This window comes from Streptomyces guryensis, from assembly GCF_021261325.1.
GTDB lineage: Bacteria > Actinomycetota > Actinomycetes > Streptomycetales > Streptomycetaceae > Streptomyces > Streptomyces guryensis.
Window position 1 is genome coordinate 511150 of sequence record NZ_JAJSBI010000002.1, and the last position, 25271, is coordinate 536420.

At 70.7% G+C, this 25271-nt stretch carries 23 protein-coding genes; 4 read left to right on the forward strand and 19 right to left on the reverse strand.

Annotation, left to right across the window (positions count from 1 at the left end; genetic code table 11):
• Positions 1–95 precede the first annotated feature (95 nt).
• Both LJ657_RS06160 and LJ657_RS06165 read left to right on the forward strand, forming a co-directional pair.
• Positions 96–1766, forward strand: a complete 1671-nt coding sequence (locus LJ657_RS06160; RefSeq protein ID WP_232647197.1) for an AMP-binding protein — start codon at positions 96–98, stop codon at positions 1764–1766.
• Complete coding sequence (locus tag LJ657_RS06165; protein ID WP_232647198.1) at positions 1763–3355, forward strand: AMP-binding protein; 1593 nt, start codon at positions 1763–1765, stop codon at positions 3353–3355. The genes LJ657_RS06160 and LJ657_RS06165 overlap by 4 nt, the downstream gene beginning before the upstream one ends.
• Before the next feature lie 27 nt (positions 3356–3382).
• Here LJ657_RS06165 and LJ657_RS06170 read toward each other — a convergent pair whose 3' ends face one another.
• Positions 3383–4081 carry a helix-turn-helix transcriptional regulator gene (locus LJ657_RS06170; RefSeq protein ID WP_232647420.1) on the reverse strand — a complete coding sequence of 233 codons (699 nt, stop codon included), beginning with the start codon at positions 4079–4081 and terminating at the stop codon, positions 3383–3385.
• An 82-nt stretch (positions 4082–4163) separates the two neighbouring features.
• Here LJ657_RS06170 and LJ657_RS06175 point away from each other — a divergent pair, with 82 nt between their 5' ends.
• Positions 4164–4601, forward strand: coding sequence for a hypothetical protein (locus LJ657_RS06175; protein ID WP_232647199.1), 438 nt, complete (start codon positions 4164–4166; stop codon positions 4599–4601).
• An 81-nt stretch (positions 4602–4682) separates the two neighbouring features.
• Here LJ657_RS06175 and LJ657_RS06180 read toward each other — a convergent pair whose 3' ends face one another.
• A complete protein-coding gene (locus LJ657_RS06180; protein WP_232647200.1) occupies positions 4683–5387 on the reverse strand; it encodes a hypothetical protein in 705 nt (234 codons plus the stop codon).
• 182 nt (positions 5388–5569) lie between these two features.
• On the opposite strand from LJ657_RS06180, the gene gcl reads away from it, so the two are divergent.
• A complete protein-coding gene (gene gcl, locus LJ657_RS06185; protein WP_232647201.1) occupies positions 5570–7354 on the forward strand; it encodes a glyoxylate carboligase in 1785 nt (594 codons plus the stop codon).
• A gap of 262 nt (positions 7355–7616) precedes the next feature.
• On the opposite strand, the gene LJ657_RS06190 is transcribed toward gcl, so the two are convergent.
• From LJ657_RS06190 to LJ657_RS06270, 17 genes are all read right to left on the reverse strand, one after another.
• Positions 7617–7856, reverse strand: a complete 240-nt coding sequence (locus tag LJ657_RS06190; protein WP_232647202.1) for a hypothetical protein — start codon at positions 7854–7856, stop codon at positions 7617–7619.
• Positions 7857–8308: 452 nt separating this feature from the next.
• The gene (locus LJ657_RS06195) at positions 8309–9766 is read right to left on the reverse strand and encodes a catalase (RefSeq protein WP_232647203.1); all 1458 of its coding nucleotides are present in this window, start codon (positions 9764–9766) and stop codon (positions 8309–8311) included.
• A 160-nt stretch (positions 9767–9926) separates the two neighbouring features.
• Positions 9927–10817 (reverse strand): 2-hydroxy-3-oxopropionate reductase, encoded by an 891-nt coding sequence (locus LJ657_RS06200; RefSeq protein WP_232647204.1) that lies wholly within the window; start codon positions 10815–10817, stop codon positions 9927–9929.
• A 192-nt stretch (positions 10818–11009) separates the two neighbouring features.
• Positions 11010–11849, reverse strand: coding sequence for a TIM barrel protein (locus LJ657_RS06205; protein ID WP_232647205.1), 840 nt, complete (start codon positions 11847–11849; stop codon positions 11010–11012).
• Between the two features lie 180 nt (positions 11850–12029).
• Positions 12030–12713, reverse strand: coding sequence for an Rv1363c family protein (locus tag LJ657_RS06210; RefSeq protein ID WP_232647206.1), 684 nt, complete (start codon positions 12711–12713; stop codon positions 12030–12032).
• 28 nt (positions 12714–12741) lie between these two features.
• Positions 12742–13242, reverse strand: a complete 501-nt coding sequence (locus LJ657_RS06215; RefSeq protein ID WP_232647207.1) for an Rv1363c family protein — start codon at positions 13240–13242, stop codon at positions 12742–12744.
• On the reverse strand, positions 13215–14486 hold the full coding sequence (locus tag LJ657_RS06220; RefSeq protein WP_232647208.1) for an MCE family protein: 1272 nt from the start codon (positions 14484–14486) through the stop codon (positions 13215–13217). Before LJ657_RS06220 ends, LJ657_RS06215 begins: the two co-directional genes overlap by 28 nt.
• Positions 14483–15754 carry an MCE family protein gene (locus LJ657_RS06225; protein ID WP_232647209.1) on the reverse strand — a complete coding sequence of 424 codons (1272 nt, stop codon included), beginning with the start codon at positions 15752–15754 and terminating at the stop codon, positions 14483–14485. The genes LJ657_RS06220 and LJ657_RS06225 overlap by 4 nt, the downstream gene beginning before the upstream one ends.
• Entirely contained in the window at positions 15751–16878 is a 1128-nt protein-coding gene (locus LJ657_RS06230; protein ID WP_232647210.1) for an MCE family protein, read from the reverse strand. Before LJ657_RS06230 ends, LJ657_RS06225 begins: the two co-directional genes overlap by 4 nt.
• Positions 16875–17855 carry an MCE family protein gene (locus tag LJ657_RS06235; protein WP_232647422.1) on the reverse strand — a complete coding sequence of 327 codons (981 nt, stop codon included), beginning with the start codon at positions 17853–17855 and terminating at the stop codon, positions 16875–16877. The genes LJ657_RS06230 and LJ657_RS06235 overlap by 4 nt, the downstream gene beginning before the upstream one ends.
• 176 nt (positions 17856–18031) lie before the next feature.
• A complete protein-coding gene (locus tag LJ657_RS06240) occupies positions 18032–19084 on the reverse strand; it encodes an MCE family protein (protein WP_232647211.1) in 1053 nt (350 codons plus the stop codon).
• Positions 19081–20316: an MCE family protein gene (locus LJ657_RS06245; RefSeq protein WP_232647212.1), complete on the reverse strand. Its 1236-nt coding sequence runs from the start codon at positions 20314–20316 to the stop codon at positions 19081–19083. The genes LJ657_RS06240 and LJ657_RS06245 overlap by 4 nt, the downstream gene beginning before the upstream one ends.
• A 5-nt stretch (positions 20317–20321) precedes the next feature.
• Positions 20322–21125, reverse strand: a complete 804-nt coding sequence (locus LJ657_RS06250; RefSeq protein ID WP_232647213.1) for an MlaE family ABC transporter permease — start codon at positions 21123–21125, stop codon at positions 20322–20324.
• Positions 21126–21134: 9 nt separating this feature from the next.
• A complete protein-coding gene (locus tag LJ657_RS06255) occupies positions 21135–21905 on the reverse strand; it encodes an MlaE family ABC transporter permease (protein WP_099932182.1) in 771 nt (256 codons plus the stop codon).
• Positions 21902–22849 (reverse strand): ABC transporter ATP-binding protein, encoded by a 948-nt coding sequence (locus LJ657_RS06260; RefSeq protein ID WP_232647214.1) that lies wholly within the window; start codon positions 22847–22849, stop codon positions 21902–21904. Before LJ657_RS06260 ends, LJ657_RS06255 begins: the two co-directional genes overlap by 4 nt.
• A gap of 215 nt (positions 22850–23064) precedes the next feature.
• Positions 23065–24084: a sigma-70 family RNA polymerase sigma factor gene (locus LJ657_RS06265; RefSeq protein WP_232647215.1), complete on the reverse strand. Its 1020-nt coding sequence runs from the start codon at positions 24082–24084 to the stop codon at positions 23065–23067.
• A 117-nt stretch (positions 24085–24201) separates the two neighbouring features.
• A complete protein-coding gene (locus LJ657_RS06270) occupies positions 24202–25218 on the reverse strand; it encodes a lytic transglycosylase domain-containing protein (protein ID WP_232647216.1) in 1017 nt (338 codons plus the stop codon).
• Positions 25219–25271 lie beyond the last annotated feature (53 nt).

Below are 25271 nucleotides of genomic sequence, written 5' to 3' on the forward strand. Positions count from 1 at the left end.
ACACCCCCGTTCGGGGGTAGTGAGACCTGCATCACGGATTACACGATGGCAGAGAGCTGCCCGGCAATGGTCCGGTGATGAGGAGGAAAACGACGATGACGACGGCGACGGAGCTCTTCCGCAGTGCGCGCGACTTCCTGCTGGAGCACCGCGAGGACTACGCGAAGGCGTACGAGGGTTTCAGCTGGCCCCGCCCTGACCGTTTCAACTGGGCGCTCGACTGGTTCGACGTCATCGCCGACGGCAACGACCGGACCGCCCTGCACATCGTCGAGGAGGACGGGACCGAGGTCCGGGTCTCGTTCGCGGAGATGTCCGACCGTTCGGACCGGGTGGCGAACTGGCTGCGCGAACGCGGCGTCCGCGCCGAGGACCGGATCCTGGTCATGCTCGGCAACCAGGCCGAGCTGTGGGAGACGGCCCTGGCGGCGATGAAGCTGCGCGCGGTCGTCATCCCGGCCACCCCGCTGCTCGGCCCCGCCGACCTGCGCGACCGCGTCGACCGCGGCCGTGTCCGGCAGGTGCTCGTACGGGCCGAGGACACCGGCAAGTTCGACGAGGTGCCCGGCACATACACGCGTATCGCGGTCGGCGGGGCCGCCGAGGGCTGGCAGACGTACGAGGACGCGTACGCCGCCTCCGCCGACTTCACGCCGTACGGCCCGACCCTCGCCGACGACCCGCTGATGCTGTACTTCACCTCGGGCACCACCGCCCGGCCCAAGCTGGTCGAGCACACCCACACCTCGTACCCGATCGGTCACCTGGCGACGATGTACTGGGTCGGCCTCAAGCCCGGTGACGTGCACCTGAACATCTCCTCGCCCGGCTGGGCCAAGCACGCCTGGTCGAACCTGTTCGCCCCGTGGAACGCGGAGGCGACCGTCTTCATCCACAACTACACCCGCTTCGACGCCGCCCGGCTGATGTCCGAGATGGACCGGGCCGGGGTGACCACGTTCTGCGCCCCGCCCACCGTGTGGCGGATGCTCATCCAGGCCGACCTGACCCAGCTGCGCACCCCACCACGCGAGGTCGTGGCGGCGGGCGAGCCCCTGAACCCCGAGGTCATCGAGCAGGTCCGGCGCGCCTGGGGCGTCACCATCCGGGACGGCTTCGGACAGACCGAGACGGCCGTCCAGGTCGCCAACAGTCCGGGCCAGGCGCTCAAGACCGGCTCGATGGGGCGGCCGAGCCCGGGCTACAAGGTCGAGCTGCTGGACCCGGTGTCGGGAGCGCCCGGCGCCGTCGAGGGCGAGATCGCCCTCGACCTGTCGGCGCGGCCCGTCGGCCTGATGACCGGCTACCACGGCGACCCGGACCGTACGGCGGAGGCGATGGCCGGCGGCTACTACCGCACCGGCGACATCGGCTCCCGCGACGCCGACGGCTACATCACCTACGTCGGACGGGCCGACGACGTCTTCAAGGCATCCGACTACAAGATCAGCCCCTTCGAGCTGGAGAGCGCGCTGCTGGAGCACGAGGCGGTGGCCGAGGCGGCCGTCGTGCCCGCCCCGGACGAGCTGCGCCTCGCCGTCCCCAAGGCGTACGTCGTCCTCGCCGAGGGCTGGCAGCCGGGCGCCGACACCGCGAAGGTGCTGTTCGAGCACTCCCGCGAGGTCCTCGCCCCGTACAAGCGCATCCGCCGTCTGGAGTTCGCGCCGCTGCCCAAGACCGTGTCCGGCAAGATCCGCCGGATCGAGCTGCGCGAGGCGACCGCCGCGGGCTCGGCCGACGAGTACCGCGAGGAGGACTTCCGGTGAGTGCGGAATCGTCGTACACCCACGGCACGAGCGGCACGACCCTGCTCGGCGACACGATCGGCGCCAACCTCGACCGGGCCGTGGCGACCTGGCCGGACCGCGAGGCGCTGGTGGACGTGCCGTCGGGGCGGCGCTGGACGTACGCCCGGTTCGCCGCGGACGTCGAGGAGCTGGCGCAGGCACTGGTGGCGGCCGGGGTGGCCAAGGGTGACCGGGTGGGCATCTGGGCGGTCAACTGTCCCGAGTGGGTGCTGGTCCAGTACGCCACCGCCCGCATCGGCGCGATCATGGTGAACATCAACCCGGCCTACCGCACCCACGAGGTCGAGTACGTCCTCAGGCAGGCCGGAATCTCGCTGCTCTTCGCCTCCCTCAGCCACAAGACCAGCGACTACCGCGCGATGGTGGAGCAGGTGCGGGGCCGCTGCCCCGAGCTGCGCGAGGTCGTGTACATCGGCGACCCGAGCTGGCAGGCGCTGCTCGGCCGGGGGACCGCCGGGGCACCGTACGAGGAGCTGTCCTGCGACGACCCCATCAACATCCAGTACACCTCGGGCACGACGGGCTTCCCCAAGGGGGCCACCCTCTCCCACCACAACATCCTCAACAACGGTTATTTCGTCGGCGAGTTGATCGCCTACACCGAGCAGGACCGGATCTGCGTCCCCGTGCCCTTCTACCACTGCTTCGGCATGGTGATGGGCAACCTGGCAGCGACCTCGCACGGGGCGTGCATGGTGATCCCGGCGCCGTCCTTCGATCCGAAGGCGACGCTGGAGGCGGTCCAGCAGGAACGCTGCACGTCCCTGTACGGCGTCCCGACCATGTTCATCGCTGAGCTGAACCTCGCCGACTTCGCGAGCTACGACCTCTCCACCCTGCGCACCGGCATCATGGCGGGCTCGCCCTGCCCGGTCGAGGTGATGAAGCGGGTGGTCGCCGAGATGCACATGGCGGAGGTCTCCATCTGCTACGGCATGACGGAGACGTCCCCGGTCTCCCTCCAGACCCGCAGGGACGACGACCTGGAACACCGCACCGCAACGGTGGGCCGGGTCCTGCCGCACATCGAGGTGAAGGTCGTCGATCCGGCGACCGGAGTGACCCAACCCCGCGGTGTCCCGGGCGAGTTGTGCACCCGCGGCTACAGCGTGATGCTCGGCTACTGGAACGAGCCCGAGAAGACCGCCGAGTCCGTCGACCCCGGCCGCTGGATGCACACCGGGGATCTGGCGACGATGCGCGAGGACGGCTACGTCGAGATCGTCGGCCGCATCAAGGACATGATCATCCGGGGCGGCGAGAACATCTACCCGCGCGAGATCGAGGAGTTTCTCTACGGCCACCCGAAGATCGCGGACGTCCAGGTCGTGGGGGTACCGCACGAGCGCTACGGCGAGGAGGTCCTCGCCTGCGTCATCCCGCGCGACCCGGCCGACCCGCCGACCCTGGAGGACGTGCGCGCCTTCTGCGAGGGCCGGCTGGCCCACTACAAGGCGCCGAGCCGGCTGCAGATCCTGGAGGCCTTCCCGATGACGGTGTCCGGGAAGGTGCGGAAGGTCGAGCTGCGGGAGACGTACGCCGAGTAGTCGGGCGGCCGCAATCGCCGGCCGGAATCAGGCGGCGGGCTGGAGCAGCACGCAGCAGCGCCCGTCCCGGGGGGCGAGACAGGCCTCGTAGCCCGACTCGCCCCCCAGGCCGTGCAGCACTCCGCGCAGCAGATGGAGGTTCATCCCGCACACCGTCTCCGTGTGCTCACGGGCCAGTGCGTGGAAGGGGCAGTTGGCCAGGACGATCGTGTCGTCCTCGCGCCGCGGTTCGAAGCCGTGCCGCTCCAGCAGGTCGACGAGGCCCGTGGCGTCGTGCTGTCCGCCCAGGTGCGAGCCGAGTTCCTCCGCCTTGCGGTGCAGCACGTCCCGCACCGGCTCGCCCGTAGTGCCGGACTCCTCGACTGCCTGGGCCAGCAGCCGTCCGGCCAGTTCGTAGCGCCGGTCGGGCAGGCTGACGGCGACCTGCCGCGTGGAGCGCCGGTAGAGCTTGGCCGGTCTGCCCGCGCCCGGCCCGCTCCGTCCGCTGCGCCGCTCGTAGACCACGTCGAGCAGGGACTCCTCGGCGAGCCGGTCCAGGTGGAAGGCGGCGGTCTGCCGCGCCAGGCCCAGCGCCGCGGCCGCCTCGTCCCGGCCGACCGGGCCCGGCTGGCGCACCACGTGCTCGTACAGCCTCCTGCGCGTCGGCTCGTCGAGCGCGGCGACGGCCGAGACGTCGGCGGCCTGTGCGCCGGCGTCGGGTACTTCCTTCGAGGCATCCACGAACACCAGTGTAAAACCCATGGCCATTGACTAAAGACAGAGTGCGCGTTTCTATAGACAATGAAAATTGTCTATAGAAGGACTCGTGATGGCTTCCTCCGCAACCACCAGCCCCGCGCCCGCCGCATCCCGGCACGCGACGCTCACCGACCCCGGCTACCAGGCCTTCCTGATCCTGCGCATCGGTTTCACGGTGGCGCCGGTTCTGTTCGGGCTGGACAAGTTCGCCAACCTGCTCGTCGACTGGCCCGGCTACCTCGCGCCGTGGATCGACCACATCGTTCCGGGCAGCGCCCAGTCGGCCATGTACGCGGTGGGGGTGATCGAGATCCTGGCCGGCGTCGTCGTGGCCCTGGCCCCGCGGTTCGGCGGGTGGCTGGTGGCCGGCTGGCTGGCGGGCATCATCATCGATCTGCTCACCATCCCGGGCTACTACGACATCGCGCTGCGGGACTTCGGGCTGCTGCTCGGCGCGGTGGCGCTCGCGCGGCTCGCGGTGCGGTACCGCGCCGAGCGGGGGCAGTGAACTCGCGGTTGCGCGAAGGCCTTTCGAGCGGGGGTGCCCATGGCGCCCCCGCTCTTTCCGTGCGGAACACCGCGTGGGGAACTACCGGGCCCCCGTGGCGTCCAGCTCGTCGGCGAGGCCGTTGGCCGGCTGCGGTGTGCCCGTGAGGTCCAGGACGAACAGGGGGATGCCGAGGGCGTCCGCGCGGGTGCGGGCGTCGGTGGCGTAGCCGGCCAGGGAGAAGTAGGCGCAGGCCGCCGACTCGGTCATGGCGGTCAGCCACAGGCACTCCACGTCCCGCAGCGAGGCCGGGTGTACGGTCGGGTCGACCTGGGCCAGCAGGCCGCGGGCGGCGATGCCGATGCCGGACGGCGGCCGCTGGTCGGCCCGGCGGATGTCCCGGTAGCCGAGCCAGCGCAGATACACGGCGGCGGCCGTCACCGCGTCCCGGGCCGTGCGGATGGTGACGGGCTGGAAGGGCAGGCGGCGCTTCGCCGGGGCGGGGGCGGCCTCGGCGCTCACCTCCGCCGTGGCGGTCTGCCCGGCCACCGCGATCCGCAGCACCGTCCCGCAGGGACAGCCCAGCTCCGGGCGCGGCCACTGGTCCCGGCGGCCGCAGGCGCCGCACCGCAGGGTGACCCAGTCCTCCGCCCAGGCCCGATGGGTGACGGCCGTCGCCGTCCCGTGCCTGTCCAGCCGCGGGGCGACGGGTGCCCCGCAGGTGCACGGATACGACGGCGGCGCATAGAGGTGCTCGCGCCGGCAGGCCGGACAGCGCACCGAGACGCTCTCTGACATGGCCCACATCGTCCTCCAGCGGGCCCCCGCTTGTCCGTCTCTTGACGGCCTTCCCTCGCCCACTTACATTGCTTCCAGATAGTAGAAAATAGTTTCCACAATGTGGAAACTAGGCAGGAAGTCGAATACGGAAGAGCTCACCGCGGGGCGCGACGGGAGTGCTAGTCCGACAGCCGAAGCAGGAGTACTCGATGGCACGTATGACCGCTGCCCGCGCGGCAGTTGAGATCCTCAAGCGCGAAGGCGTCACCAACGCGTTCGGTGTGCCCGGCGCGGCGATCAACCCGTTCTACGCGGCGCTCAAGGCCTCCGGTGGCGTCAACCACACCCTCGCCCGGCATGTCGAGGGCGCCTCGCACATGGCCGAGGGGTACACGAGGACCCACCCGGGCAACATCGGTGTCTGCATCGGCACTTCGGGGCCCGCGGGGACCGACATGATCACCGGCCTGTACTCGGCGATCGGTGACTCCATCCCGATCCTGTGCATCACGGGCCAGGCGCCGACCGCCGTGATCCACAAAGAGGACTTCCAGGCCGTCGACATCGCCTCGATCGCCAAGCCGGTCACGAAAATGGCCGTCACGGTTCTCGAGGCGGCGCAGGTCCCCGGCGTCTTCCAGCAGGCCTTCCACCTGATGCGCTCGGGCCGCCCCGGCCCGGTCCTCATCGACCTGCCGATCGATGTCCAGCTCACCGAGATCGAGTTCGACCCGGAGACGTACGAGCCGCTGCAGGCGTACAAGCCGGCCGCGACCCGCCCCCAGATCGAGAAGGCGATCCGGCTGCTGAACGAGTCCGAGCGGCCACTGATCGTCGCCGGCGGAGGTGTCATCAACGCCGACGCGGCCGAACTCCTCGTCGAGTTCGCCGAGTTGACCGGCACCCCGGTCGTCCCGACCCTGATGGGCTGGGGCCTGCTCCCCGACGACCACGAGCTGAACGCCGGCATGGTCGGCCTGCAGACCTCGCACCGCTACGGCAACGCGACCTTCCTGGAGTCCGACTTCGTCCTCGGCATCGGCAACCGCTGGGCCAACCGCCACACCGGCAAGCTGGACGTCTACACGGCCGGCCGCACGTTCGTGCACGTCGACATCGAGCCCACCCAGATCGGCAGGATCTTCGCCCCGGACTACGGCATCACGTCCGACGCGAAGGCCGCGCTGGAGCTCTTCGTCGAGGTGGCCAGGGAGCTGAAGGCGGCCGGCAGGCTGCCCGACCGCTCCGCGTGGGCGGCCTCGGCTCAGGAGAAGAAGGCGACGCTCCAGCGCCGCACGCACTTCGACGACATCCCGATCAAGCCGCAGCGCGTCTACGAGGAGATGAACAAGGCGTTCGGACCCGAGACCCGCTACGTCTCCACGATCGGCCTGTCCCAGATCGCCGGCGCCCAGATGCTGCACGTCTTCAAGCCGCGCCACTGGATCAACTGCGGCCAGGCGGGGCCCCTCGGCTGGACCATCCCGGCCGCGCTGGGTGTCGCGAAGGCTGACCCGGAGGCGCAGGTCGTCGCGCTCTCCGGCGACTACGACTTCCAGTTCATGATCGAGGAGCTCGCGGTCGGCGCACAGCACAGGATCCCGTACGTCCACGTCCTCGTGAACAACGCCTACCTGGGCCTGATCCGGCAGGCGCAGCGGGCGTTCGACATCGACTTCCAGGTCAAGCTGGAGTTCGAGAACATCAACTCGCCCGAACTCGGCGTCTACGGCGTCGACCACGTCAAGGTCGCCGAGGGCCTGGGCTGCAAGGCGATCCGGGTGACCGACCCCAACGAGCTGGGCGCGGCGCTGGAGCAGGCCAAGAAGCTCGCCGCCGAGTTCCAGGTGCCGGTCGTCGTCGAGGCGATCCTGGAGCGCGTCACCAACATCGCCATGTCGACCACCAACGACATCGGCAACGTCGTCGAGTTCGAGGAGCTCGCGACGGAGCCGGGGCACGCCCCGACGTCGATCAGGACGCTGAAGGTCTGACCAGGCCGACAGCTGAGGGGCGGTCCGGCCTTTCGGTCGGACCGCCCCTTTCGCGTGCCCGGCTCCTGGGAGCCGTCCCCCGTGTCCCCCGTGCGATCCCCCGTTGTTTCCCCCGTCATGAGGCCCGCCGCCCCCGTGCCGACGGGCCCCATGTGACGTGAATATGCCCTTGAGTGGGGGCGGCTGAAGCCTCTTGAACCATGTTCAGAGCTGGATTTGAGGTTTGCGTAGACGTCCTACGTTCCCGGATGTAGGTACGTGTTCACGGCCCCTCGTGGTGTTCCGACAGTCCCGGCCAGTCGTCCGGGCCGCCGCCCTGCCACTCGATGAGGTCGCTCTCCTCGACGTCCGTGACGTACAGGTCGGCCAGGCGCAGGATCTCGCCGACGTCGTCGACGTGGGTGGCGATCCCCAGCGTCTCGTCGCCCTCCGTGACCCGCCGGGAGCCGTCCAGGGCCGGCGAGTGCACCACGATGTGCGGATGCTCCGTTGGATGTGCCATGCCTTCAGGCTCCTGCGGGGCGGGTGGATCCGCACCCCGGAGACGCCGAAAGGCGCCGGATGCGGGACCGTCCGCATCCGGCGCCGCTCGGCCGGTGAGGTAGGGGGTTGTGGCCGTCCGGCGGTGCGAGGCTGGGCGCGACAGGACGTTCGCGCCGCCGGACGGAGTCTGTGAGTTGTGGCTGGGACCGCGGCGGATGCGACGGAACCGCGGCGCTGCTTCCCTCAGGTCGAAGAAGCGGTGCCCGGGACCTTCACCACCGCACTGGCTCGCACGCCGCCGCGGTCCTTGCCTTGGGGCCTGTCGTCAAATTCCCGCCTGCCGCGCGGCGCCTGGCACGCGCGGCCCGCCCTCCGGGCGGACGACGCGAATTTGACGACAGGCCCCAGCCCGCCACCGCCGGCCGGCCACCCCTCATCCGGGCCGTCCGGCGGTCGCGGGCCGCCTGTGGGTCAGTCCTCGCGCAGGGCGCGGACCGCCTCCTCCACGCGCCGGCCGTACTCCGGGTCGGCGGCGTGGAAGTGGGCCAGGTTCTTCTCGATCACGTCGTCGCGGGAGACCTGGGAGAGGCCGCCGGCGATGTTGGCGATCAGACGGGACTTCTCGTCCGCGGACATCAGGCGGTACAGCTCGCCCGCCTGGAAGAAGTCGTCGTCCTTGGTGTGCAGCGGGGCCTCGTGGGTGCCGGTGTGGCCGGTCAGCGCCAGCGGCGCCGACAGGGGGCGGCCGGTCTCCGCCGGGCCGTCGTACGAGTTCGGCTCGTAGTTCTTCGCCGCACGGCCCTGGGAGTTGGCCGCCATGAAGCCGTCGCGGCCGTAGTTCCGCGCGGTCGTCGCCTTCGGGGAGTTCACCGCGAGGAGGGTGTGGTTGACGCCCAGGCGGTAGCGGTGGGCGTCCGCGTAGGCGAACAGGCGGCCCTGGAGCATCTTGTCCGGCGACGGGCCGATGCCCGGGACGAAGTTGTTCGGGGAGAACGCGGCCTGCTCGACCTCGGCGAAGACGTTGTCCGGGTTGCGGTCGAGGACCAGCCGGCCGACGCGCTGCAGCGGGAAGTCCTGGTGCGGCCACACCTTGGTGAGGTCGAAGGGGTTGAAGCGGTAGTCGGCGGCCTCGGCCGCCGGCATGACCTGGACGTAGAGGGTCCAGGACGGGTTCACGCCCCGCTCGATCGCCTGCAGCAGGTCCGTCTGGTGCGAGTTGGCGTCCTTGCCCGCGATCTCGGCGGCCTGCTCGGACGACAGGGACCGCACGCCCTGGTTGGTCTTGAAGTGGTACTTGACGAAGAAGGCCTCGCCGTCCGCGTTCGTCCACTGGTAGGTGTGCGAGCCGTAACCGTTCATGTGGCGGTACGACGCCGGGATGCCGCGGTCGCCCATCAGCCAGGTGATCTGGTGCGTGGCCTCGGGGGCGTGGGCCCAGAAGTCCCAGACGTTGTCCGGCTCCTGCCTGCCGGTGAACGGGTCGCGCTTCTGCGAGTGGATGAAGTCCGGGAACTTGATCGGGTCCTTGATGAAGAACACCGGGGTGTTGTTCCCGACGAGATCGTAATTGCCCTCTTCGGTATAGAACTTGACCGCGAAACCGCGCGGGTCGCGGACCGCGTCCGCACCGCCCAGCGAGTCGGCCACCGTCGAGAAGCGCAGGAAGACCTCGGTGCGCTTGCCGACCGTGCTCAGGAAGTCGGCGTACGTGAACCCGGTGACGTCGTCCGTCACCTCGAAGTAGCCGTACGCGCCCGAGCCGCGGGCGTGCACCACGCGCTCCGGGATGCGCTCGCGGTTGAAGCGCGCCAGCTTCTCAAGGAGGTGCTGGTCCTGGAGCAGGAGCGGTCCGCCGATGCCGGCGGAGGCGGAATTCTGGTTGTCGGCGACCGGGGCGCCGGACTCGGTCGTGAGCACGCGCTTCGACATCGTGGACCTTCCGTGCGGGTGTCAGCGGAAACTTGTTTCCGCTTCGTGGAGCCTAAGAGTGGACAGGTTGGGCGTCAACAGTTTGTTGAAGTTGATTCCGGGCCGCGGCGTCGCCTGGGCGCGACAGGACAGATGTCAGCGGCGCCGCGACCCGGAAGTCTCAGAGCTGAGCGCCCGAGAGGCGCTCGACCGCCCGCAGCAGGGCCGAGTGGTCCAGGCCGCCGTCGCCCTGCGCGCGCAGGCTGGCGACCAGCTGGGCGACCACGGCGCCGACCGGCAGGGCGGCGCCGACGTTGCGGGCGGCATCGGTGACGATGCCCATGTCCTTGTGGTGCAGGTCGATGCGGAAGCCCGGCTTGAAGTCGCGGGCGAGGAAGTTGTCCTTCTTCCGCGTGAGCACGGTCGAGCCGGCCAGGCCGCCGTTGAGGACGTCCAGCGCCGCCTTGAGGTCCACGCCGGACTTCTCCAGGAAGACCACGGCCTCGGCGCACGCCTGGATGTTCACGGCGACGATCAGCTGGTTGGCGGCCTTCACGGTCTGGCCCGAGCCGTGCGGGCCGCACAGCACGATGGTCTTGCCGAGCGCGTCCAGGATCGGCTTCGCCAGGTCGAAGTCGGCCTGCTCGCCGCCGACCATGATCGACAGTACGGCCTCGACGGCGCCTGCCTCACCGCCGGACACCGGCGCGTCCAGCACCCGGACGCCCTTGCCCTCGCCGGCCTTCGCCAGGTCGACCGAGGTCTGCGGGGTGATCGAGGACATGTCGATCAGCAGCGCACCGGAGCGCGCGTTCTCCAGGATGCCGTCGGGGCCGTACGCGATGGCCTCGACCTGCGGCGACGCGGGCACCATCGTGATGATCACGTCGGCGTCCCGCACGGCCTCGGCGATGGAGCCGGCCGCGGTGCCGCCGGCGGCGGCCAGGCGGTCCAGCTTGTCCTGCTCCAGGGTGAAGCCGGTGACTGTGTAACCCGCCTTGATCAGGTTCTCGGACATGGGGGAGCCCATGATGCCGAGGCCGATCCAGGCGATCTTGGGGAGGGTGCTCATGATGGGGGTACCTCTCTGAACTGCGGTGCTACGTCTGTGAATTGAGGCCGGGCGGTGCCTCTCGGCGCCGGTCGGCGATTTTCAGCCCGTTGGGGTCCCCCCACGCCCTTAAGGCAGTGGGGGAGTTTGAGGACGAGGCCCTTCAGGCCGAAGCGGGGGCATGGGGGCGGCGACCCCCAGCCGACGGCCCTGTCAGCGAGCGGCGCGGTGCTCCACCGGCAGCCAGCCGAAGGCCTCCGCACTGGGGCGGTCGCCCGGCTTGTACTCGAGGCCGACCCATCCCTCGTAACCGGCCTTCCTCAGCTGGTCCAGCAGCTCCTCCAGCGGCAGCGTCCCGGTGCCGGGGGCCCCGCGGCCCGGGTTGTCCGCGATCTGCACATGACCCGTCCTGGCGGCGTACTGCTCGATCACCGAAGGCAGGTCCTCGCCGTTCATGGACAGGTGGTACAGGTCCATGAGGAACTTCGCGTTGCCGAGCCCCGTCGCGGCGTTGACCTTGTCGACGATGCCGATGCCGGCCGGTGCGGACACCAGCGGGTACAGCGGCGACTCGGGCTGGTTGAGCGTCTCGATCAGCAGGATGGCGCCGATGCGGTCGGCGGCGCGGGCCGCGAGGACCAGGTTCTCCAGGGCGAGCGCGTCCTGCTCGGCCGGGTCGACGCCGTCGACGCGGTTGCCGTACAGCGCGTTGAGCGCCTTGGTGCCGAGCGACCGGGCGAAGTCCGCGGCCACCTCGATGTTGGCGCGGAACCTCTCCGACTCCTCGCCCGGGATCGACAGGGCGCCGCGGTCGGGGCCGGGGAGCTGCCCGGCGTAGAAGTTCAGGCCCGTCAGCTGGACGCCCGCGTCCTCGATCGCAGCCTTGAGGGCGTCGAGCTCGGACTGCTCGGGGGTGGGGGAGTCGACCCAGGGCCACCACAGCTCGACCGCGGTGAAGCCGGCCGCGGCGGCGGCCGCGGGCCGCTCCAGGAGCGGGAGTTCCGTGAAGAGGATCGACAGGTTGACGTTGAAGCGCTGCTCTGCAAATCCCATGGGGGTCGGCGCTCCCTTCCGTGGTGACTGTGACTTCTTCGCTATTCCGTATAGCGGAAGTTGATTTCTGCTTAATGGAAGACTGCCTGTGGGCGGGGAGGGCTGTCAAGAGCGACCGCCGAAGCCCGGACAAAAAAGTGCCCCCGCGCGGAATGCGCGGGGGCACGGTGAAGCCGCTGATCACAGGGCGTCGACGGCGCTCACCTTCCAGCCCTCGGAGGTGCGGCTCATCGTCATCCGCACCCGGTTCAGGTCCAGCCGGGAGCCCGAGACCTGGGTGCTCTGTGTGACCTGGTTGACGAAGAGCAGGACCGTGACCTCGTCCGGGGAGGCCGAGGTGACGGATGCCGCGGGGACGGTCGCCTTCACCACCCCGTGGTACTTCTTCGCCGTCGGCCCGACCACGGTCGTCGTGGTCTTCCCGTACTGCTCCCGGAAGTGCCCGGTCAGCAGTGCGCGGGCCCGGGCGAAGTCCCGGTCCAGATGCCGGTAGTCGTACGACAGCACGACCGGCGCCGCCTTCTTCGCCGCTACGAGCGCCTGTGACCGTGCGCTCTCCGCCTGCCGTCCCTGCCCGTACTGCCATCCGAGCAGCGAGACGGCGACCAGAGCCGCGACCAGCAGGACGCCGAGGACGGCGGTGAGCAGCCTCCGGCCGGAACGGGGCGGGGGCGCGCTCCCCTCCGGCTCCGCCAAGGTGCCCGGGTCCTGCTCCAGCGGCTCCGGCGACGGCACCGGCGGGTCGTCCCAGCTGTCCGGGGCCGGCGGCTCGGGCCGGTTCAGGTACTCCACCCGCTTGGCGCGCTTGGCCGCCGCACGGGCGGCCGCGCTCATCGTGCGGCTCCGGGTGGTCGGGTTCGCCATGGTCGTACTCCTCACTGGGGTGGTGCGGTCAGCCCACGAACTCGACGTCGGACGTCAGCCAGCGCCCGCCCCGGTACACCAGGTCGAGCTGGAGCCGGTAGGTGCGTGCCTCCCCCTGGGGCACGGCGGTGTTGGTGACCTTGCTGTCGGCGACCACCAGGACACGGCCCGAGTGTGCGTCGGAGCGGACGATGCCGGCGTCCAGGACCTGCCCCTCGGACACGGACCTGTTCTCGGCGACGAGCTTGGTCAGCTGCGCGGTCTGCGCGGTGAACTGCTTCTTGAAGTCACCGGTGGCGCCCTTGAGGACGTCCGCGCTGTCCCGGTCGTAGTGCCGGTAGTCGAGCGAGGTGAAGTTCAGCGCGGACTGGCGGGCCGCGGCCAGGAGGTCCTGGCGCCGCTGCTCCGTCCCCTGCCGGTCGTGCAGGGCGAGGCCCAGCCAGCCGGCGACCGCGGCGGTGAGGACGGTCGCCGCGACCAGCCCCACCGTCAGGACCCTGTTCATGCCATCGGGCCGACGAGCAGCCATTGCCACGACTCCTTTCCGAACACCGTCTGCTGGCCGCCCGTCGAGCCGATCTCGACGGGCCTTCCGTCCGGGCCGGTCGCGGTGCCGGTCTCCGGGTCGTACGGCGTGATGTACGCCGCCTGGTTCGCGCCGCCGGACGTTGCGCCGGGGGCGTTCTGCGCGCCCCGCACCGACGTCTGGCCGCCTCGCGGGGCGGCGCAGTGCGCGTCGGTGTCGGCCGCACGGGGGCTGGTGTCCGAGGGGTCCCGCCACGTGGTGCCGTATCCCTTGGTGCACGGCGGCGGGTCATCGGCGTTCACCACCAGCCCGAAGTGGGTGGTGCCGTCGCCCGGGACCACCGTGTAGCTGCCCGCGACCGCCGCCGGGAAGGTGACGAGCGCCTGCTCCACGCCGGGCAGGTGCGCCAGCGTGACCCGGCCGCCGCTGATCAGGTTGGCCAGCAGGACCGACAGGCCGGGGCCGGTCGACTTCAGCAGCGAGTCGACCTGCTGCGCGGCCGGTGTCGCGTTGCCGATCACCTTGCGCAGGTCCCCGTCGCTCGCCTTCAACTGCGCGCTGAGCGCCGCCAGGTCGTGCGCGAACGACTTGATGGACGAGCCCTGGTCGGCCTGTGTCTTCAGGACCTTCCGCGAGTCCTCGATCAGGGAGATCGTCTGGGGCAGCGACGCGGACGCCGACTCCACGAGCGCGTTGCCCGAGTCCACCAGTCGGCTCAGGTCGGGGCCGGTGCCGTCGAAGGCCCTGCCCAGCTCGTCGACGGTGACCCGCAGGTCGTTCTTGCCGACCGAGTTCACCAGCCGGTCCAGGCTGAGGACCAGGTCCGTGGTCGGCAGCGGCACGCGTGTGCTGCCGCGCGGGATGGCGCTGCCGTCGAGGAGATACGGGCCGTGGGAGGTGCGCGGCTGCAGATCGACGTACTGCTCGCCCACCGCCGAGCGGTCCGCCACCATGGCCAGGGTGTCCGCCGGGATGCGCGGCGCCCCGTCCTTGATGTCCAGGGCGACCGAGACTCCGTCGGCGCCACTCAGCCGCAGCGCCCCGACCTTGCCCACGGGCACCCCGCGGTAGGTGACCTCCGCGCCGGGGAAGATGCCCCCGGAGTCGGCGAAGTCGGCCCGCACGGTGTAGCCGCGGCCCAGGACGTCGTCCACCAGGCCGGTGTACTCGGCGCCGACGTACGACACCCCGACCGCGGTGACGACGGCGAAGGCCAGCAGTTGGGCCTTGACCGTACGAGTGATCACGGTTGGACCCCCTTCAGCATCAGCTCGGCCAGCGCGAGGTCGATGCCCTCGGGCGGCTTCGCTCCGGTGGTGTAGCTGCTCGTGCACACCGGCGGGCACAGCGGCCCGCCGCCGCCCGAGGGCGACGAGGGCACGGACGGCGACGACGGCAGGCTCGGTGTGCTCGGCAGCGGGGCCGGCGTCGGGACGCCCGGCACCTTCGGGAGGCCCGGTACGGCGGAGCTGCCGGGCGCCGGTGAACTGCCTTTGCCCTGGCTGGAGTTGCCGTCCGCGAGATTCCCGTAGAGGTCCGCCAGCTGGAGATCCGCGGTGATGTGCAGGTTGACGTAGTCGCCCTTGACGGCATCCGTGGCGTTGCGTGGGAACGGGTAAGTTGTCAGCAGCTCGAGGGAGTTGGGCAGGTCGCTGCCCGACTTGTTCAGCTGTTGCAGGATCGGCCGCAGGTTCTTGAGGTTGGCGACCGTGTCGTCGTGCGAGGCCTCGACCACCTTGGTGCCCGCCTTGCCGAGCTTCGACAGGGCGGTGAGCATCTTCGTCAGGTTGCGCCGCTGGTCGGCCAGGACCTTCAGGGCGGGCGGCATCGTGTCGACGGCCTCGGCGATGGTCTTCTTCTCCTTGCCGAGCCGCCCCGCGAGCCGGTCGACGGCCTTGATCGCGCGGATGATGTCCGCCTTCTGCCGGTCCAGTCCGCCGACGAACGTGTTCAGCTCCTTCAGTAGTGACCTGACCCGGTTCTCCCGGCCGTCCAGGGCCTTGTTCAGCTCCACGGTGATCGTCTTGAGCTGGGCGACTCCACCGCCGTTGAGCAGGGCGGACAGGGCGGACAGCACCTCCTCGACCTCCGGGTTGCGGCCGCTGCGGGAGAGCGGGATGCGGTCGCCGTCGCGGAGCCGGCCCACGGGTGCCGTGCCGGTCGGGGCGGCCAGCGCCACGTACTTCTCGCCGAGCAGGCTGGTCTGCCGCAGCTCGGCGACCGCGTTCGCGGGCAGCCGCACCGAGTCGGCGACCCGCAGCCGTACCCGCGCGTGCCAGCCGTCCAGCTCCACCTTCTCCACCGCGCCGACGGTGACGTCGTTCACCTTCACCGCCGACTGCGGCACCAGGTCGAGGACGTCACGGAAGTCGACGGTGACGTGGTAGGCGTGCCCGTCGTCGGCGGCACCGCCGGGCAGCGGGACGTCGTACCAGCCGTTGAACTCACAGCCGGACAGCAGCAGCGACCCCACCGCCGCCCAGGCGAGCGTCCCGGCCTTGCGTCGTGTGCTCATGCGCTCGCCCCCAGGATCCCGCCGAGCGTCCTGTCGATCGTGCCGGTCACCGCGGTGCCCTGCGTGGGAAGTTCGGGCAGTGAGTCGAAGAGTTTCTTCAGCTGCTCGCAGTCGGGGTTCTTGCCGCCCTCGTCGCCGGTCGTCCGCAGGATCGAGCACAGCAGCGAGGCCGGATCCTGCGCCTGCTGCGCGTTGTTGCGGGTGTCGAGGGTGCCGGAGGACGGGTTGTAGGCGTTGTTGAGGTTCGACAGGCCCGTGGGCGCGACCCGCAACAGCTCGTCCAGGGCGGCCCGTTGGGTGACGAGCACCTTGGTCACCTTGCTGAGGCCCTTCACGTTCGAGGTCAGCGAGTTCTTGTTCCTCTTCACGAACGCGGACACGTCGCCGAGCGCCGTCCCCAGGTTCCTGAGCGTGTCCGCGAGGTCCTGACGCTCGCCCGAGAGCTGCTGCGCCACATCGGCGAGACTGGTGTCGAAGGACCGCACGCTCTTGTCGTCGGCCGCCAGCGCCGCGGTGAACACCTGCAGGTTCCGCACCGTGCCGAACAGGTCCCTACGCCCGTCGGACAGGGTGGTGACCGCCTGCGACAGGTCCTGGACGGTCCGGTTGAGGTTGGCGCCCTGCCCGTCGAGGTTGTCCGCGCTCACCCCGAGCAGCCGGGAGAGGGAGCCGTCCTTGTTGGCGCCCTTGGGGCCGAGCGCGTCGGCCGTGGTGTGCAGGCTGTCGAAGATCCGGTCCAGTTCCACGGGTACGGCGGTGCGGTTCTCGGGGATGACGGCACCGCTGCGCATGACCGGGCCCTTCCGGTACACCGGCAGCAGCTGTACGTAACGGTCGCTGACCACCGAGGAGTTGATGATCGCGGCCTGGGCGCCGGCGGGGACCTTGCGCCCCTCGTCGTACTCCAGCTCCACCCGCACCCGCTCGCCCTCGGGCGTGATCCTCCTGACCTCGCCGATCCGGACACCGAGGACGCGGACGTCCGAGCCGGGGTAGATGCCGACGGTGCGCGGGAAGTACGCGGTGACGTGGACCGGCTCGGGCCGCGGCCACAGCGCATAGGTGAGGGCGGCGGCCAGGGCGAGTGCCGTGAGCACCGCCAGGCGTCTCGTCAGGCGCTTCACCGGGTGCCTCCCGTTCGCGGTGTCACCGGAGCGGCGACCAGGTTCTGGACGTAGGAGTCGAACCAACGGCCGTTGCCCAGGGCGTTGGTGAAGACCCGCACATACGGCGCGAGCAGCTGCACGCTGCGGTCGAGGCTTGCCTGGTTGCGTTCGAGCATCTGCACCACACGCTTCAGGCCCTGCAACGCGGGCCCGATCTCCCTGTCGTTGTCCTGGACCAGGCCGGAGAGCTCGATGCCGAGCGCGGCGGAGGTCTTCAGCAGCTTGTGGATCGCCTCGCGCCGCCTGCTGATCTCCTTGAACAGCTGGTCGCCGTCCTTGAGCAGGGCGGTGAAGTCCTTGGAGCGGTCGGCGAGTACGCCGGTCGTGCCGTTCGCGTGGTCCAGGAGTTCGCCCAGGGCCTGGTCGCGGGAGGCCACCGTGCGGGAGATCTCCGACAGGCCCTTGATGGACGCGCGCACCTCGGCGGGCGAGTCCTGGAAGGTGGCGGAGATGGTGTCCAGGGCCTTCGCGAGCCGCCCGGTGTCGACCTTCTCCGAGGTCGTGGTCAGGTCGCTGAACGCCTGCACGACGTCGTACGCCGGGACGGTGCGCCTGAGCGGGATCTCGCTGCCCGGCCGCAACTGGCCCGGCCCCCTGGGCTGCAGCGCGAGGTACTTCGCGCCGAGGATCGTCTTGACGCGGATCGAAGCGCCGGTGTCGGTGCCGAAGCCCGGACGGCCCTTGACCTCGAAGGTGACCTTGACGTGGTCGCCGACCAGGTCGACGCCCTCGACCTTGCCGACCTTCACCCCGGCGATCCGCACCTCGTCACCGGGCTTGAGTCCGCCCGCCTCCGAGAAGGCCGCACTGTAGGTGTCGCCGCCGCCGATGATCGGCAGGCTGTCGGCGTTGAACGCGGCCACGGTCAGGAGCGCGAGGACGGTGAGACCGACGGCCCCGATGACGACGGGGTTGCGCTCGCGGAACGGAACCAGGCGTGGCCGCCGGAGGCGTATCCGCGGCAGCCTGGGCGGCTCGATGCGCACCTTCATCAACGGTTCCGGCCTGCGCGGGCGGGGCGCGCGCCGGGGCAGCCGTGGCTTCGGCAGCTTCGGCGGGTCGATGCGGACCTTCACCAGCGGTGCCGGGCGGTTCCTGCGGGACGTGCGGGTCATGAGCCGCACCTCGCCCTCGCCACGTGCAGGTCCGGGGTGAGCGTCTGCTTCGTCTTCGGCAGCACGATCCGGCCGTCGAAGTCGCAGAGGTAGAAGTTGAACCAGGAGCCGTAGGACGCGGTCCCCGTCAGTGCGTTGAGCTTGTTCGGCAGCCGCTGCAGGACGCCCTCCACGGTCTTCTCGTTGTCGTTCAGCGTCCCGGTGAGATCGGTCAGCCCCGCGATGTCGTCCTTCAGCGGCGGCCGTGCGTCCTTCAGCAGCCCCGAGGTGGCGTCCGTCAGATCGCCGATGTTCACCAGCGACTGCCCGATGGGCCCCCGGTCGGCGGACAGACCGGAGATCACCCGCCGCAGCTGCACCAGCAGCTCGGAGAAGCGGGTGCCGCGCTCGTCCAGCGTCTTCAGCACGGCGTTGAGGTTGTCGATCACCGAGCCGATCAGCCTGTCCCGCCCGGCCAGGGTCGTGGTGAGCGAAGCGGTGTGCGCCAGCAGGCTGTTGACCGTGCCGCCCTCGCCCTGCAGCGTCTTGATGATCTCCGTGGCGAGCTGGTTGACGTCCTGCGGGCTGAGCGCGGCGAACAGCGGCTTGAAGCCGTTCAGCAGGGCGTTCAGGTCCAGCGCGGGCTGCGTCCGCGTCAGCGGGATCGTGCCGCCGGGCTTCAGCCGGGTGCCGTCGCCCGCGCCCTCGGTGAGGGCGACGTACCGCTGCCCGACCAGGTTGCGGTAGCGGATGACGGCATGGGTGCTGGTGAGCAGCGGCCGGTCGGCGCCGACGGTGAAGGTGATCTCCGCCAGCGTACGGTCCTTGATCCGGATGCCCTGGACCTGGCCGACCCGCACTCCTGCGACCCGGATGTCGTCCCCCTTCTCCAGGCCGGTGACGTCGCTGAAGACGGCACGGTAGGTGCGGTCGGGTGTGAAGGAGAGGTTCACGATGGTGGCGGCGAGCAGGGCCGTAGCCGCGATCGTCACCAGCGCGAAGAGGCTGAACTTGATGAGGGGAGCGGCGGTCTGCCGCGCTGCCGAGGTCCTCGTACGACGCGGCCTCATACGACACTCACCGCCGTCCCGCGCGCCATCGGACCGAACAGCAGCGTCGTGACCGGCGGCACCTCGTCGGCGGGCACCCCCAGCACGGGCGACACCAGCGAGCCGACGGCCCGCTGTTCGGCCCGGGTGGCGGAGACACCGAGCGGACCGGACGAACCGCCCGCTCTGGAACCGTCGTCGAGATGGACCCCGGGTGCGGGCACCGAAGGATGCGGAAGATCCCGGCAGTCGGGCCCGGACCGGTCGGCGTAACGCGGCTCCTCGCCGGGCCGGTACGCCCCCTGCTGCCGTACGACCTCCAGCGTGATGTGCATCTTGCCGCCCCGGAACGCCTGCTCGGAGGCCTGCTCCTCGTGGACGAGCCCGGCGAGGAGACAGGGGTACTCGGGGGAGTAGCGGGCGAAGAGTTCGAGTGTCGGGCGGGAGACCTGCCCCAGGGTGATCAACCGGTCGCCGTTCGCGTCGAGGAAGTCCTGAGCCGTGCCGGCGGCGCCGGCCGTCGTGGTGAGGGCCGAGGCGAGCCGGTCCCGCTCCGCGACCAGCGTGCGGCTGGTGGTCACGGTGTTGCGCAGGACCTCCATCAGGTCCGGCGCCGCGTCGCCGTACACCTGGGCGACGTCGGCCAGCCGGGCGAAGTCCTCGGTGAGGGAGGGCAGATGAGGATTGAGGCGGTGCAGATAGTCCTCCACGCGCGTGAGGTTGTCGCCGATCCGGTCGCCACGGCCTTCGAGGGCGGTGGCGAACGCGGAGAGCGTGGCGTTGAGCTTTCCGGGCTGCACGGTCCGCAGCAGCGGCAGCAGGTCGTTCATCACCTGCTGCAGCTCGATGCCGACGCGGGTGCGGTCCTGGGCGATCACGTCCCCGGCGCGGATGGGCCGGGCCGAGGAGCGCGCGGGAGCGACCAGGTCGACGTACTTCTCGCCGAACAGCGTCTTGGGCAGCAGCCGGGCCCGTACGTCGGACGGGATGTCGGCGGCGTACTCCGGCTTGAGCGCGATGTCGAGCGTCGCCTTGTGCCCGTCGGCGTGCACCGAGCGCACCTCGCCGACCAGCAGGCCGCGCAGCTTGACGTCGGCGCGCGGGTCGAGCTGGTTGCCGAGGCTGTCGGCCTCCAGCCTGATCCGCACGGCCGGGGTGAACGCCTGCCGGTACACGGCGACGGACAACGACAGCAGCAGGGCGAGCACGGCGAGGAACACCACGCCGTACAACCGCAGTCTCCACACCCTCATACGGTTCACCCCGCAATCCGCACGGTCGTGTTGGCGCCCCAGATGGCCAACGACAGGAAGAAGTCGAGGACGTTGATCGCGACGATCGAGGTCCGCACGGCACGGCCCACCGCGACGCCGACCCCTGCTGGGCCGCCGCTCGCGTAGTAGCCGTAGAAGCAGTGCACGAGGATGATCAGGACGGCGAAGACCAGCACCTTCCCGAAGGACCACAGCACGTCGACCGGCGGCAGATACTGCTGGAAGTAGTGGTCGTAGGTGCCGGCCGACTGCCCGTAGTAGCCGGTGGTGATCGTGCGGGCGGCGAAGTAGGAGGACAGCAGCCCGATCACGTACAGCGGGATCACGGCCACGAACCCGGCGATCATCCGCGTGGTCACCAGGAACGGCAGCGAGGGGACGCCCATGACCTCCAGGGCGTCGGTCTCCTCGCTGATCCGCATCGCGCCGAGCTGGGCGGTGAAGCCCGCCCCGACGGTCGCGGACAGCGCGAGTCCGGCGACCAGCGGGGCGATCTCCCGGGTGTTGAAGTACGCCGAGAGGAACGCCACGAAGTTGGAGGTGCCGAGCTGGTTGAGCGCCGCGTATCCCTGGAGCCCCACCTCGGTGCCGGTGAAGAAGGACAGGAAGGCGATCACCCCGACCGTGCCGCCCACGACGGCGAGGGCGCCGCGGCCGAAGCTCACCTCGGCGAGCAGCCGCAGGATCTCCTTCTTGTACCGGCGCACGGTTCGGCCCGTCCAGGCCAACGACCTTCCATAGAAGGAGAGTTGACGGCCGAGCTCTTCCAGGCTTCTCAGGACTGCCATGTCTGTGCCTCAGCCCCTCTGCGGGACGACCTGGAAATACACCGCGGTCATCACGAAGTTCGTCACGAACAGCAACATGAAGGTGATCACCACCGACTGGTTCACGGCGTCACCCACACCCTTCGGACCGCCCTTCGCGGTCAGTCCCTTGTACGAGGCGACGATCGCCGCGATCGCCCCGAAGACCAGCGCCTTGATCTCGGCCGCCCACAGGTCGGAGAGCTGGGCGAGGGTGGTGAAGGAGGCGAGGTAGGCACCCGGGGTGCCGTTCTGCAGGACGACGTTGAAGAAGTAGCCGCCGGCGACGCCGACCACCGACACCAGCCCGTTGAGCAGCACCGCCACCACCATGGACGCCAGCACCCGTGGCACGACCAGCCGGTGGATGGGATCGATGCCGAGGACCTGCATCGCGTCGATCTCCTCGCGGATCTTCCGGGCCCCGAGGTCCGCGCAGATGGCGGTGCCGCCGGCGCCCGCGATCAGCAGAGCGGTGACGATCGGCGAGGCCTCGCGCAGCACCGCCAGGACCGAGGCGGCTCCGGAGAAGGACTGGGCGCCGAGCTGCCTGGTGAGGCTGCCGATCTGCAGCGCGATGACGGCCCCGAAGGGGATGGACACGAGCGCGGTCGGCAGGATGGTGACACTGGCGACGAACCAGGCCTGCTGGATGAACTCCCTTGCCTGGAAGGGCCGTCGGGGCATCGTCCGGACCACGTCCAGCGCCATCGCGAACAGGTTCCCCGACTGCCGCAGCGCTCCGGTCGGCGACAGTCTCATACGTCCGCCACCGCCTTCCGGCGCCGCAGTTCGGCCTCCCGCCGGGCGATCGCCTCCCAGCGTGGTGGCCGGGTGATGCCCGGCCCCGGCAGCAGGCGGGGAGTCAGAGCCCGGCTGCCGGGTGCCTGTGCTGTCTCGCTGCCGCTGAGTGCGGCCAGCTCCTGCTCGACCTGGGCGGCGTCCTTCTCCTCCGCCATGCCGATCGGACCCTGCATCCGCCCGTTCAGGAACTGCCTGACGACCGGCTCGTCACTGGTCAGCAGCTCCTCCCGCGGCCCGAACATGACCAGCTCGCGGCGGAACAGCAGCCCGATGTTGTCCGGTACCTGGCGGGCGGAGGCGATGTCGTGGGTGACGATCAGGAAGGTCGCGTCGATCTGGGCGTTGAGGTCGACGATGAGCTGGTTGAGATAGGCGACGCGGACGGGATCGAGACCGGAGTCCGGCTCGTCGAAGAGAATGATCTCGGGATCGAGGACCAGCGCCCGGGCCAGCCCCGCCCGCTTGCGCATGCCGCCGGATATCTCCCCGGGCAGCTTCGCCTCCGAGCCGATGAGCCCGACCATCTCCATCTTCTCCAGCACGATGCGCCGGATCTCGCTCTCGGACTTACGGGTGTGCTCGCGCAGCGGGAACGCGATGTTGTCGTAGAGGTTCATGGAACCGAACAGCGCGCCGTCCTGGAACAGCACACCGAACAGCTTCCGCACCTCGTACAACTCGTGCTCGCGCAGCCGGGTGATGTCCCGCCCCGCGATCTTCACGCTGCCCCGGTCCGGCTTCAGCAGCCCGACGAGCGTCTTGAGGAACACCGACTTGCCGGTGCCGGAGGGGCCGAGCATGACGGACACCTCCCCGGCGGGCAGCGTCAGCGAGACGTCCTGCCAGATGACCTGGTGACCGAAGGACTTGGTCAGCCCTTCCACACAGATCTCGACACCCATCCGGTCCACCTCTCGGCCCGTGGAGCAGCTCCGACATCTGCTCTACGGGGAGGGGACGGGGGTCCGTCGCGGGGGAGGGGATTTTTTTCTCGTTGTTCGTCCGCGGCGCCGTGGTGGCTGGTCCCGCCGCGCGGCGGAGCCGCATATGGGCACACCCCCGCGCCCCTTCAGGGCGCGGGCCGCACCGTAGCGGAATTCGTCCGGCCTGCTTGGTTCTACGGCAGGCCGGTCGGAGTCGGTGCCGGGAGCGAGACCGGTGCGGACGGCGTGGCGGGGGCGTCCGGGAGGCCGGGCAGCGTCGTAGCCGGCGTGGGGACGTCCGGCAGGGCGGAGAGGGCGGGAGTGCTCGGCAGGCTCGGGACGTCCGGGACCTCGGGGACGGCCGGGACCGGTGACAGTGACGCCTTCGGGAGGGGCGGGACCGACAGGGGGAGCAGGGAGCCGGCGTGGGTGCCGGTCGACGGTGCCGACGCGGTCGACAGTCCGCGGGCCTTCGCGGTGGGCGTGTGGCCGGCGCTTTCGGGGCGTACGGTCTCGGCGGCCGTGCCGGGGGCGGGGGACGCGGCGGGCGGGGCAGTCGTGTCCGGGTGGCCGCCGTCCAGGGCGTACGGCAGGACGAATCCCGCCACCGCCAGCGTGGCCGCCGTCGACGCGGCCGCCACCGCCTGCGCCTTGCCGCCCGCCCGCAGCCGGCCCCGCCCGAACAGGAAGAGCGCGAACCCGAGCGTCCCTGCGAGCGAGGCCCGAAGCGTCCGCCGGGCGCGGGCCAGCAGCGACTCGACGGTCCGGTAGCTGAGCCCCATCCGCACGGCGACCTGGCTCACGTCCAGATCCTCGGACTTCAGCCGCAGTGCCTCCGCCTGCCGCGCGGGCAGCTCACCGCTGCGCACGGCCAGCCACTTCGCCTCCGCCCGGTCGCACACGGCCTCCTCCACCGGCACCGGTCCGGGCGCGATCAGCGTCGGGCTGGTGCGGACCTCGGCCTCACGGTTGACCTGCCGGTACCGGTCGACGCACAACCGCATGGTCACCGTCGTGAGCCACGCGCCGAGCCGCTCGTCGTCCAGGTCCGGCCGCTCGGCCGCGCGCAGCATCGCCTCGTGCACCGCGTCCTCGGCGTCCTCCTGGCTCATCGACCTGCGCCGGGCCACCCTGAGCAACTGCTCACGGTGGCTCCACATGCGCTGCCAACGCTCGTCGGCGGCTCTTGCCTCCGCAGGCATCTCCGTCGCCATGAGGGCCCCTTTGCGCTCACCCGCCGGCCCGGTCCCGGCCCGGCGGATGGCGACATTACCGCTCGGTAGCCGCGGTTGTGGAGGGGGCAGCGGCCATCGAGTCCGCGCCGTTACTGGTCAGCCACCGGCCAGCGGCAAGCCGCTGGGCAGCACGTTGTCGGTCGGCAGGTCGATGGAGGGGGTGGGCATCGGGGCGATGGGTTGCGGCGAAGTGCCGGATGCCGGACGGGAGTTGGAGGGCGCCGGTGAGGCGGGGACGGACGGGGTGGTGCTCGGCCGAGGGGACGGCTTCGGTGTCGGTTTCGGGGCCGGTGCCGGTTTCGTGCGCGAGGGCCCGCGATGCGCCGAGGAACGCGGCGACGGCCCCGCCGGGCCGTCCGGCACCACCCTGTGCCCCTCCAGGAAGTACGCGTACCAGGCCCTCACCGTGCGCAGGTAGGCCTCCGAGTGGTTGTAGCCGAGGATGGCCCGGTCCAGCCCCGCCGGCTCGGACAGATCCCCTCCGGCCGCGCACAGATACCGTCCGGCGGCGAGCGCCGCGTCGTACACGTTGCCCGGGTCGGCCCGCCCGTCGCCGTTGCCGTCCGCTCCCCAGCGGGCCCAGGTGGACGGAATGAACTGCATCGGGCCCACCGCACGGTCGTACACCGCGTCCCCGTCGTACGCGCCGCCGTCCGTGTCCCGTACGACGGCGAAGGCACCCCCGTCCAGACGCGGACCCAGGATGGGCGTCACGGTCGTGCCGTCCGCGGTCACCCGGCCGCCGTCCGCCTGCCCCGACTCCACCTGCCCGATCGCGGCCAGCAGTTGCCAGCGCAGCCCGCAGCCGGGCGCCGTCCGCGCGAGCTCCGCCTCGGCACGGCGGTAGGCGGCGAAGACGGTCGATGGCACCGCGCCGCCCACGACCGCCGGTGCCCCGCCCCCGTGGCCCCCGTGCCTCCGCGCGAGCGGGGGAAGCTCCGTGCGGTACGGGGTGTCGCCGGACACGCTCGGCCCCTGCTCCGCGGGCCGCGCCACCGGCGCGTTTGCCCTCGCCGGGGACGCCCCCGGTGCCTGCGACGCGGTCAGCGCCGCCATCGCCGCCGCTGCCACCGCCGTACCCCTGACCCGTCCGACGACCCTGCGCCCTGTCACCTTGCGGTCCCCTCCCTGCGAGCTGCTGTCGTCTGCTCTACGGGGGAGGACGG

Excerpts from the sequence above, each read along its gene's own strand:
- LJ657_RS06200 (WP_232647204.1), bottom strand. The coding sequence starts at position 10,817 with ATGAGCACCCTCCCCAAGATCGCCTGGATCGGCCTCGGCATCATGGGC.
- LJ657_RS06265 (WP_232647215.1), bottom strand. The coding sequence starts at position 24,084 with ATGGCGACGGAGATGCCTGCGGAGGCAAGAGCCGCCGACGAGCGTTGG.
- LJ657_RS06255 (WP_099932182.1), bottom strand. The coding sequence starts at position 21,905 with ATGAGACTGTCGCCGACCGGAGCGCTGCGGCAGTCGGGGAACCTGTTC.
- LJ657_RS06260 (WP_232647214.1), bottom strand. The coding sequence starts at position 22,849 with ATGGGTGTCGAGATCTGTGTGGAAGGGCTGACCAAGTCCTTCGGTCAC.
- LJ657_RS06205 (WP_232647205.1), bottom strand. The coding sequence starts at position 11,849 with ATGGGATTTGCAGAGCAGCGCTTCAACGTCAACCTGTCGATCCTCTTC.
- LJ657_RS06215 (WP_232647207.1), bottom strand. The coding sequence starts at position 13,242 with ATGGCTGCTCGTCGGCCCGATGGCATGAACAGGGTCCTGACGGTGGGG.
- LJ657_RS06250 (WP_232647213.1), bottom strand. The coding sequence starts at position 21,125 with ATGGCAGTCCTGAGAAGCCTGGAAGAGCTCGGCCGTCAACTCTCCTTC.
- LJ657_RS06210 (WP_232647206.1), bottom strand. The coding sequence starts at position 12,713 with ATGGCGAACCCGACCACCCGGAGCCGCACGATGAGCGCGGCCGCCCGT.
- LJ657_RS06240 (WP_232647211.1), bottom strand. The coding sequence starts at position 19,084 with ATGAGGCCGCGTCGTACGAGGACCTCGGCAGCGCGGCAGACCGCCGCT.
- LJ657_RS06175 (WP_232647199.1), top strand. The coding sequence starts at position 4,164 with ATGGCTTCCTCCGCAACCACCAGCCCCGCGCCCGCCGCATCCCGGCAC.
- LJ657_RS06195 (WP_232647203.1), bottom strand. The coding sequence starts at position 9,766 with ATGTCGAAGCGCGTGCTCACGACCGAGTCCGGCGCCCCGGTCGCCGAC.
- LJ657_RS06160 (WP_232647197.1), top strand. The coding sequence starts at position 96 with ATGACGACGGCGACGGAGCTCTTCCGCAGTGCGCGCGACTTCCTGCTG.
- LJ657_RS06245 (WP_232647212.1), bottom strand. The coding sequence starts at position 20,316 with ATGAGGGTGTGGAGACTGCGGTTGTACGGCGTGGTGTTCCTCGCCGTG.
- LJ657_RS06190 (WP_232647202.1), bottom strand. The coding sequence starts at position 7,856 with ATGGCACATCCAACGGAGCATCCGCACATCGTGGTGCACTCGCCGGCC.
- LJ657_RS06180 (WP_232647200.1), bottom strand. The coding sequence starts at position 5,387 with ATGTGGGCCATGTCAGAGAGCGTCTCGGTGCGCTGTCCGGCCTGCCGG.
- gcl (WP_232647201.1), top strand. The coding sequence starts at position 5,570 with ATGGCACGTATGACCGCTGCCCGCGCGGCAGTTGAGATCCTCAAGCGC.
- LJ657_RS06225 (WP_232647209.1), bottom strand. The coding sequence starts at position 15,754 with ATGAGCACACGACGCAAGGCCGGGACGCTCGCCTGGGCGGCGGTGGGG.